This is a genomic window from Cellulomonas iranensis NBRC 101100 = JCM 18110, assembly GCF_001552375.1.
Classification (GTDB): Bacteria; Actinomycetota; Actinomycetes; order Actinomycetales; family Cellulomonadaceae; genus Cellulomonas; species Cellulomonas iranensis.
Genome location: NZ_BCRB01000115.1, coordinates 1 through 8,715 on the forward strand (window position 1 = coordinate 1; position 8,715 = coordinate 8,715).

Consider the following 8,715-nt stretch of genomic DNA (forward strand, 5'->3'; position numbering starts at 1 on the left):
GACCGCGCGGACGCCGGCGGGCTCCGCGGGGCGCTCGGGCGCGTGCGTGGCCGGGCGCGCGGCGAACCGCGCGGCGGCGACGGGCGTGCGCTGCAGCGGCACGAAGTCGAGGTCAGGCAACGAGCTCGTCCTCGCCCTCGCGGCGCACCACGATCTGCCCGCTCTCCTCCAGGCCACGGATGACCTGGACGATCGCGGCGCGCGCCTCCTCGACCTGCGACAGCCGGATCGGGCCGAGCAGGTCGATCTCCTCGACGAGGTTCTCCCGCGCGCGCTCCGACATGTTGCGCAGGATCTTGTCCCGCACGTCCGGGCCCGAGCCCTTGAGGGCCTGCGCGAGCGTGCCCGTCTCGACCTGCCGCAGCACGAGCTGCACGGCGCGGTCCTCGAGCAGCACGACGTCGCCGAACACGAACATCAGCGCGCGCACCTGGTCGGCCAGCGCCTCGTCGCGCGCGGCGAGGCCCTCGAGGATCGACTTCTCGGTGGCCGGGTCGGCGCGGTTGATGATCTCGACGAGCGGCTGCACGCCGCCCACGGCCGCGAGCTCGCGCGGCGCGAGCACCGCGGACGCCTTGCGCTGCAGCGCCTCGGTGACGACCGCGACGACGTCGGGCGACGCGCGCTCCATGAGGGCGATGCGGTGCGCGACGTCCGCGCGCAGGTCCTCGGGGAGCCCCGCGAGGATCGCCGACGCGTGGTCGGGGCGCAGGTGCGCGAGCACGAGCGCCATGGTCTGCGGGTGCTCGCCGTCGAGCAGCGACACGACCTGCCGCGCGTCGGCCTGCTGCAGGAAGTCGAACGAGTGGCCCGCGAGCGACGCCTGCAGACGCTCGATCATGCCCGCGGCCTGCTCCTTGCCGACCGACGCCTCGAGCAGCTGCTGCGCGAAGCCCAGCCCGCCGCCCACGCCCGGGCCGATCTCGGCGACCGCGTAGAACTCGTCGACGACCTCGTCGGCCAGCGTCTGGTCGACCCGGTCGAAGCGCAGGATCTCGGCCGTGAGCTCCTCGATCTCGGCGACGTCGAGCTTCGACATGACGCGCGCCGCGCGCTCCTTGCCGAGCTGCACGAGCAGCAGCGCGGCCTTCTGCCGCCCCGTGATGCTCATCGCCGCGCCCCGGTGGTCATCCAGCCGCGCAGCAGCTCGGCGACCTGCTCGGGCTGCTCGTCGGCGAGCGCCGCGATCTCGGCGCGCCGCACGGCGGTGCCGTCGGGCGCGACGGGTGCGGGCGGCGGCGGCAGGATCGGCAGCTCGTCCTCGGCGGGGCCCTCGATCGGCGGGAGCGCGACGGCGGTCGCGCGCGCGGCGTCGAGCTCGCCCAGGTCGAGCGCCTCGCGCCGGGCGCGGCGCGAGCGCCGGCCGAGCACGATCATCACGACGACGACCAGCAGGACGATGCCCGCGGCGACGGCGATCTGCCGGATCATGTCGGAGCGCTGCTCCGCGGCGGCCTGCGCGTCGGCGGCCGCGAGCGCCTGCTCGGCGGCCTGCGCGCTCGTCGTGTCGAAGGCCATGCGCTGCACCGACAGCGTGTCGCCGCGCTCGGTGTCGACGCCCGCGGCGGCCGCGACGGCGGCCTGCAGGTCGGCCATGTTGATGCCGCCGGCGGCGGCCTGGTCGACCAGCACCGACACGGACTGCTTCTGCAGCGCGCCGGGCGCCGAGCGGGTCGTCTCGGTGGCCTTGTTGACGGCGTTCGTGACGTCCTCGTTGGTCGAGGAGTACGTGCCGTTGCCGTTGGCGCCGTCGCCGGGCACCGCGATGTTGTCGGGGCCGAGCACGCCCGTCGCGCCGCCGTTGCCGGTGCCCGTGTACTCCTCGGTGGTCGTCGAGGACGCGAGCGGGGGCGTGTCGGGCGTCGCCGAGAACTCCTCGGTGGTCCGCTCGGACTGCGACAGGTCGAGCTGCGCGTTGACCGTGACCGTGGCGTTGCCCGGGCCGACGAGGCGGTCGAGCATGGCCTGCACGGCCCCGCCGACGCGCGCCTCGTAGTCGGCCGCGCGCGAGTCGGTGAGCCCGCCGCTCGCGGCGCTGTCGCCGACGGACGACAGCACGGCGCCGCTCGCGTCGACGACCGCGACGTCGGCCGGCTGCATGCCCTCGACGCCCGCGGACACCAGGTGCGTGATGGCCTGCACCTGGTCCGCCGTGAGCTCGCGGCCCGGGCGCGTGCGGACGAACACCGACGCGGTCGGGTCGCTCTTCGCCGCGACGAACACGGTCTCCTCGGGGATCGCGAGCCGCACGGTGGCGGCGTCGACGCCGTCGATCGCGCCGACGGTGCGCGCGAGCTCGCCCTCGAGCGCGCGCCGGTACGTCTTCTCCTGCTGGAACTCCGACGCCGTCATCGGCATCTTGTCGAGCAGCGAGTAGCCCGCGCCGTCGGCGTCGGCCGGCAGGCCCGCCGCCGCGAGCTTGACGCGCTGCTCGTACACCGCGGACGCGGGCACCAGCACGGTGCCGCCGCCGTCCGTGAGCTCGTACTGCACGCCCGCGGACGTGAGCTGGTCGACCACGGCGCTCGCGTCGGCACCCGACAGGCCGGAGAACAGCGGCACGAGCGTCGGCTTCGACATCCAGCTGCTCAGCGCGACCGCGCCGAGCACGAGCGCCGCCACCGCGATGACGGCGAACGTGCGCTGCGCGAGCGAGAGCTGACGGACCGCGGCCGTGACCCGGCCCCACGCGTCCTGCACCTGAGCGGGCATCAGACCTGCATCCTCATGATCTCGGTGAAGGCCTCGACGGCCTTGTTGCGCACGGCCGCGGTGAGCTCGAGCGCGAGCGACGAGCGCGCGGCGGCGATCGTGTAGTCGTGCACGTCGTCGAGGTCACCGGTCACGGCGCGCACCGCGAGGTCCTGCGACGTCGACTGCAGCTGCTGGACCTGCTCGACCTGGCCGAGCACGCCCGCGAACACCGACGGGTCGGCGGCCGGCGCACCCGCGGCCCCCGCCGCGCCGACGGCGCCGAGGCCCGCGGTGGGCAGGGTCGAGGTGACGCCCTGGACGGGGGCGACCGCGTAGGCGCTCATCAGCTCCGCCCGATCTGCAGCGCGGCCTGGTAGGACTCGGTCGCGCGCGTCACGACGGCGGCGTTCGCCTGGTAGCCGCGCTGCGCCATGATCAGCTGCGTCATCTGCGAGGACATGTCCACGTCGGGGTGGCGCACGTACCCGTTCGCGTCCGCGAGCGGGTGGTCCGGGTCGTGCACGAGCCGCCCCTCGGCGCTGCCGAGCTGCACGCCCGCGACCTGCACGCCGCCGTCGCCGCCGGTCATCTCCTGCGCGATGACGTACCGCGTGCGGAACGCCTCCTCGCTGGTCGCGGTCACGGTGTTCGCGTTGGCGATGTTGTCGCCCACGGCGTCCATCCACTTGCGCGTGACGGTCATGCCGGTCCCGGCCACGCCGATGGCCCCGAAGATGGTCATCCGTTGGTCCTCATCGCGGTGCGGATCGACGAGAACGTCCCCGACATCGCCTGCGTCGCCAGCTGGTAGCGCAGGTTGGTGTCGATCTGCAGGAGCGTCTCGGTGTCGAGGTTGACGTTGTTGCCGTCGAGGCGCGTGGGCTCGAGCGAGCGCGCGACCGTGCCGGTCGCCGCGCCGTCGCCGCGCCGGACCGCGCTCGCGAGCTCGTCCTCGAACTGGACGCGCTGCGCGCGGTACCCGGGGGTCTGCAGGTTGGCGACGTTGTCCGCGCTGACGCGCTGGCGCAACGCGAGGGCGTCCAGCGCGCTGTCGAGCGCGCGGACGCTCACGGAGTCGAACATGCCCATGCGGGCCACCTCACCGACGGCGTGGTACGTGGTCGGCCGATCCGTGGCCTGCTGCGCGAGCGATCCGTGCTCACCCGCCCCATCGACCGCCCGGGCCGGGGTGTGAGGAGTCGAGCGGCGCGACCTGCGACGTCACCCGTCCGGCGCACTCGCGGCGCGGGGCGGGCGGGCGGTCAGCCCTCGAGGTCGAGGTAGACGGGCGCCGCGGCCGGACGCGCGCGCAGCGCGCTGGTCGCCGCCAGGTGACGGCGCGAGACCGCGGCCTGCTCGGCGAGCCGGTGGGCGACGTCGAGCTGCCGCGCGTGCAGCGTGCGCGCTCGGTCCAGGAGCGGTGCGGGCAGCGGGCCGAGCCCGGCGGGCGGGTGCCACGCGGTGCGCTCGGCGACCTCCTGCGGCGTCGGCAGGTGCGCGACGCGCAGCAGCTCCTCGGCGTGCTCGACCTCGAGCTCGAGGTCGGCGAGCGCCTGCTCCCACGACGCGTGGAACACGGCCTCGTCGGGCCGCGGGGCGGGGGGCGCCGGGGGCGCGGCGGTGGTCACGACGGCTCAGCCCACGCCGAGCAGGCCGCTGGGCGCGGGCGCCGCGGGGGCGGCCGTCGCGGAGACCGCGTCCGACGCCTCGTGCCACGTGCGCGCGAGCTCGGCGACGATGCCGCGGCAGCCGTCGACGCGCGCGGCGTCGCCGCTCGTCGACGCCGCCAGCAGCTCCGTCATGAGCCATGTGTAGATCGCGAGCAGCTGCTCGCCGCCGTCCCACGCCTCGACGTCGAGGCTCGCGGCCAGCTCGGTCACGATGTCCTGCGCGTGCGCGAGGTGCTGCGTCGCGTCGGCGCGACGGCCCGTGGTGAGCGCGTGCGCGCCCCGCTCGACGTCGAGCACGAGGCGGTCGACGAGCATCGTGAGCAGCCGGGCGGGGCTCGCGGTCTGCACCGCGGCGGCGACGTACCGGCTCCGTGCGTCGAACATGGTCCCTCCGGTGGTCAGCTCTGCTTCTGGTCGTTGGCGAGGTAGCTCGACAGGTAGCTCGCCTGCGAGTTCATGCGCGCGAGCGTCTTCTCGAGCGACGCGTACATCCGCTCGAGCCCGACGCGCCGGGCGGCGAGCCGCTCGTCCCACGCCGTGATGCGCTCGGTGAGGTCCTTGACCGCGTCCTGGTGCCCCGTGATCGCGGTGGTGATCGTGCCTTCCTTGCTGTCGGACGCCGTCTTCGCGGCCTCCGACAGGCGCGCCGCGACGCCCTGCACGACCGCGGCGACCTTGTCCGGGTCCTTCGCGGCGGCCGCCGTGTACACGGCGTCGTCGAACGTGAAGGTGCCGTCCTTCTGGATGACGATGCCGACGTCGGCCGGCGAGACGCCGTCGACCGGCATCGACCCGAGCGCGAGCATGTTCTGCTGCAGCATCCGCACGCCCGCGTCGCCGGCGAACAGCCCGCCCGACACCACGGTGCGCCCGTCCTCCGACGTCGACGTCGTGGACTTGGTGCGCGACGCGATCTCGGAGAGCACGACGTTGAGGTTCGCGACGAGGCCCGAGGCGAGCGACTTCACGGTCGAGTCGTCGCGCGTGAGGTCGAGCGTCAGCGGCTTGGCGTCGGCGGCGGTCTCGGCCGTGACGGTGAGGTCGACGCCCGTGAGGACGCCGGTGATCGTGTTCGTGGGCGACGTGAGCCGCTGCGCGCCGGGCGTCCCGGGGAACAGCGTGATCGCGGCGTCGCGCGCCTCGCGCACGGTGTCGAGCGCGAGGTTCCCGCCGTCGTGGGCGATCGTGAACGCGTTGCGCCCGCCGGTCTCGGTGCCGGTGACCTGGAGCCGGTAGGTCGACTCGCCCGTCGGGTTGCCGTCGACGTCGAGCTTGTCGACCTTGACGGCCGTGGCCCGCACCCCGGTGCCCGCGCCGTTGAACGCCTCGACGATGTCCGGGACCGACGTCGAGTCGGCCGTCACCGTGACGGTCTCGCCGCCGCGCGTGATCGTGAACGACGGCTTCTCGGACGCGAACGTCGTGGGCAGCGCCACGAGCGACGCCTGGGACTGCGCGACGGCGTCGACGCGGAACGTCAGCGTGCCGAGCTGCGCGCCCGCGCTCACGGTCGCCGAGGCGCCCGGCGTGCCCGAGGTGCCGGGCTGCGTCACGGCGGCCTTGACGGCGTTCCAGGACTCGGGCTTGGCCGCCTTCGCGGCGTGCTCCGCGAGCGACGCGACCTTGGTGTTGAGCGCCTGGAGCGCCGTCACCAGGGCGGACGCGGTCGACTTCTTCTGCACCAGCAGGCTCTGCTGGCCGCTCTGCAGCGTGATCAGGCTGTCGATGTACTCGCCCGTCTTGATGCCGCTGACGAGCCCGTCGATCGCCGCCATGTCCGCGTCCTCCGCTGTGCCGTGCCGTCACGTGCTGCCGGCACCTGCGTGCCCGCCGGCGCCCGCCGGGACGGTCGGTGCCGATGTGCCGACCGGCGGTGGGGGGACGGTCGTCCACCCACCGCCGGTCGAGGGTCGTGCTGGTGGTCACCTCACGGCGACCGGGTACCTCACTGCAGGAGCGAGAGCACCGACTGCGGCAGGTTCTTCGCCTGCGCGAGCATCGCGGTGCCCGCCTGCGAGAGGATCTGCGAGCGGGTGAACGACACCATCTCCTGCGCCATGTCCGTGTCACGGATCCGGCTCTCCGACGCCGACAGGTTCTCGACCGCGACGTTGAGGTTGTTGATGGTGTGGTCGAACCGGTTCTGCACGGCACCGAGCTGCGAGCGCAGCTTGGAGACCGAGCCGATCGCCTTGTCGATGTCCTTGATCGCGAGGTCCGCGCCGCTGGCCTGCGTGAAGCTGATCTTCGTGGCGGCGTTGTTCTCGTCGACCTCGGCCTGCGTGGCGGCGGTCGCGGCGGCCGAACCCGTGAAGGTCAGGCCCGTGGTGCCCGCGGCGGCGACCGTGATGCCGGTGCCGAGCTTGGCCTCGATGGCGCCGGTCAGGGCGGCCAGGCGCTCGGTGGCGTCCGCACCCGCCTTGAACTCGATCGTCGACAGGTCGATGCTCTTGCCGCCGTAGTTCACGGTGCCGTTGAGCGTGTCGAACGTCTCCGACTTGGTGAAGTCGCCCGCGAGCTCGAACGAGCCGGCCGTGCCGACCGCGCCCGTCGTCGCCGCACCGGCCGCCGTGGCGCCGGCCGTGGCGATGCCCGCCGCGAGCTTGGTGACGTCCACGCCGTTGACGCCGAGGCCGGACGCGTCGACCGCGGTGCCGATCTTGACGTCGATGCGCTCGCCCGTGTTGGCGCCGACCTGGAAGCGGCCGTCGTACGAGCCGTCGAGCAGCTTGCGCCCGTTGAACTGCGTGGTGTCGGCGATCCGGGTGAGCTCGTCCTTCAGCTGGCCGATCTCGTCCTGGATGTTCGTCTTCGCGGAGGTCGACAGACCGCCGTCGTTCGCCGCCTGCACCGACAGCGTGCGCATGCGCTGCAGGATCGAGTGCGTCTCGGTGAGCGCACCCTCAGCGGTCTGGACGACCGAGATGCCGTCCTGGGCGTTGCGGACGGCCTGCTTGGTGCCACCGATCTGGGCGCGCAGGCCCTCGGAGATGGCCAGACCCGCCGCGTCGTCGGCGGCGCGGTTGATCCGCAGGCCGGACGACAGCTTCTCGAGCGACTTGGAGAGGTCGCCCTGGGTGGTGCCGAGGTTGCGGTACGCGTTGAGCGCCGCGACGTTCGTGTTGATCGAGAGACCCATGGTTCTCATTCCTCCTGAAGTCGGGTCGTTGCCAGCCCATCCGTGGGCACGTCCCGCCTATCGGAGGCGCGGGGCGGGTGCTGAGGACTCCGGTGCAGGAATCTCGCGGCGCCCGCCGCGGGCGTCAGCCCGCGCGGCCGACGAGGCCGGGGGCCAGCACGTCGAGCTGGTCGAGCAGCTCGGCCTCGTGCTCGGGCGCGACGAGCGGCAGCGCGTCGGCGAGGCCGTCCCGCCCGCGCGGGTCCCGGTAGACGTCCCAGGCGAGCGCGCCCGCGAGAGCGCGCTGCCGCGGGTCGCACGCGGGGTCGCACGCGATGACCACGAGCGGGCAGAGCTCGGCCAGGCCGTGCGTGCGCAGCGACGCGGCCCACGTCGCGGCCTCCTCGAGCGAGAGCCGCCGCGCGACGTGGCCGCACGCGACCGCGGTGCGCAGGTCGCGCGGGCGCGCCTCGTTGAGCAGCAGGAGGAACGCGCGCGAGCGCGGTGCGCCGTCGGGTGCGGCGAGCACCTGCTGCACGCACGTGTGCACGTACACGTGCCACTCGTCGTCGCGCACCGCGGCGAGCACCTCGAGCACCTGCGCGCGGTCGAACAGGTCGAGCAGCCCCGTGGGCGAGACCGCGACGTGGCCGCGCCCGACGGCCTCCACGACGACGCGCAGCGCCTCGCGGCGCCGCCCGAGCTGCGCGAGCGCCCAGGCCCACGGCGCGGTGTGCGCGTACTTGTCGAACCGCAGGCCCATGGCGTCCACCGCGGTGGTCGGCACGCGGCGCAGCGCCTCGAGCGCGGCCTCGGCGTCGCCGCGCCGGGCGGCCAGGCGTGCGCGCGCGGCGTCGACCCAGGCCGCGGTGCCCGCGTTCTCGGCCCACACCGCGAACCAGTGCTCGCGCGCCGCGTCGTCCTCGACGGCCGTCGCGGCGTCCACCATGGCGCGCGCGAGCTGGACCGCCTCGGCGGGCGTCAGCAGGCCGGACGCGTGCGCGGCGTGCGCGGTCGCGAGGGCCTCGGGGAGCTCGGCGTCGAGCATGAGCGAGCGCGCGAGGTTCGCGCGGCGCGCGGCGACGACGGCCGGGGCCGCGTCCGCGGCGAGCGCGGCGTCGAGCGCGGCGCGTGCGATGCGCACGTTGCGCGCCCCCTTGTCCTTGGCGGCCAGGACGTCGGGGCGGTAGCCGACGTGCACGAGGGCGACGCCCGTCGCCCGCCGCAGGCGGG

At 74.4% G+C, this 8,715-nt stretch carries 10 protein-coding genes; all 10 read right to left on the reverse strand.

The features are described from left to right. Positions 1–112: 112 nt before the first annotated feature. Positions 113–1,111, reverse strand: a complete 999-nt coding sequence (gene fliG, locus CS2_RS16645) for a flagellar motor switch protein FliG (RefSeq protein WP_046530113.1) — start codon at positions 1,109–1,111, stop codon at positions 113–115. After that, positions 1,108–2,712: a flagellar basal-body MS-ring/collar protein FliF gene (gene fliF, locus CS2_RS16650; RefSeq protein WP_070320819.1), complete on the reverse strand. Its 1,605-nt coding sequence runs from the start codon at positions 2,710–2,712 to the stop codon at positions 1,108–1,110. Before fliF ends, fliG begins: the two co-directional genes overlap by 4 nt. Next, on the reverse strand, positions 2,712–3,038 hold the full coding sequence (gene fliE / locus CS2_RS16655; RefSeq protein WP_070320820.1) for a flagellar hook-basal body complex protein FliE: 327 nt from the start codon (positions 3,036–3,038) through the stop codon (positions 2,712–2,714). The genes fliF and fliE overlap by 1 nt, the downstream gene beginning before the upstream one ends. Beyond that, a complete protein-coding gene (locus CS2_RS16660; RefSeq protein WP_070320821.1) occupies positions 3,038–3,436 on the reverse strand; it encodes a flagellar basal body rod protein FlgC in 399 nt (132 codons plus the stop codon). Before CS2_RS16660 ends, fliE begins: the two co-directional genes overlap by 1 nt. Continuing rightward, the gene (locus tag CS2_RS16665) at positions 3,433–3,777 is read right to left on the reverse strand and encodes a flagellar basal body rod protein FlgB (protein WP_046531129.1); all 345 of its coding nucleotides are present in this window, start codon (positions 3,775–3,777) and stop codon (positions 3,433–3,435) included. The genes CS2_RS16660 and CS2_RS16665 overlap by 4 nt, the downstream gene beginning before the upstream one ends. Before the next feature lie 179 nt (positions 3,778–3,956). Continuing rightward, positions 3,957–4,322, reverse strand: a complete 366-nt coding sequence (locus CS2_RS16670) for a hypothetical protein (RefSeq protein ID WP_046530110.1) — start codon at positions 4,320–4,322, stop codon at positions 3,957–3,959. A 6-nt stretch (positions 4,323–4,328) separates the two neighbouring features. Continuing rightward, positions 4,329–4,748, reverse strand: coding sequence for a flagellar export chaperone FliS (locus tag CS2_RS16675; RefSeq protein WP_070320822.1), 420 nt, complete (start codon positions 4,746–4,748; stop codon positions 4,329–4,331). Positions 4,749–4,762: 14 nt separating this feature from the next. Next, on the reverse strand, positions 4,763–6,139 hold the full coding sequence (fliD, locus tag CS2_RS16680; protein ID WP_046530108.1) for a flagellar filament capping protein FliD: 1,377 nt from the start codon (positions 6,137–6,139) through the stop codon (positions 4,763–4,765). A gap of 170 nt (positions 6,140–6,309) precedes the next feature. Then, positions 6,310–7,503 carry a flagellin N-terminal helical domain-containing protein gene (locus CS2_RS16685; RefSeq protein ID WP_046530107.1) on the reverse strand — a complete coding sequence of 398 codons (1,194 nt, stop codon included), beginning with the start codon at positions 7,501–7,503 and terminating at the stop codon, positions 6,310–6,312. Positions 7,504–7,627: 124 nt separating this feature from the next. Further along, positions 7,628–8,715: hypothetical protein (locus CS2_RS19175; protein ID WP_217997403.1), on the reverse strand; the 1,088-nt coding region annotated here is incomplete at its 5' end.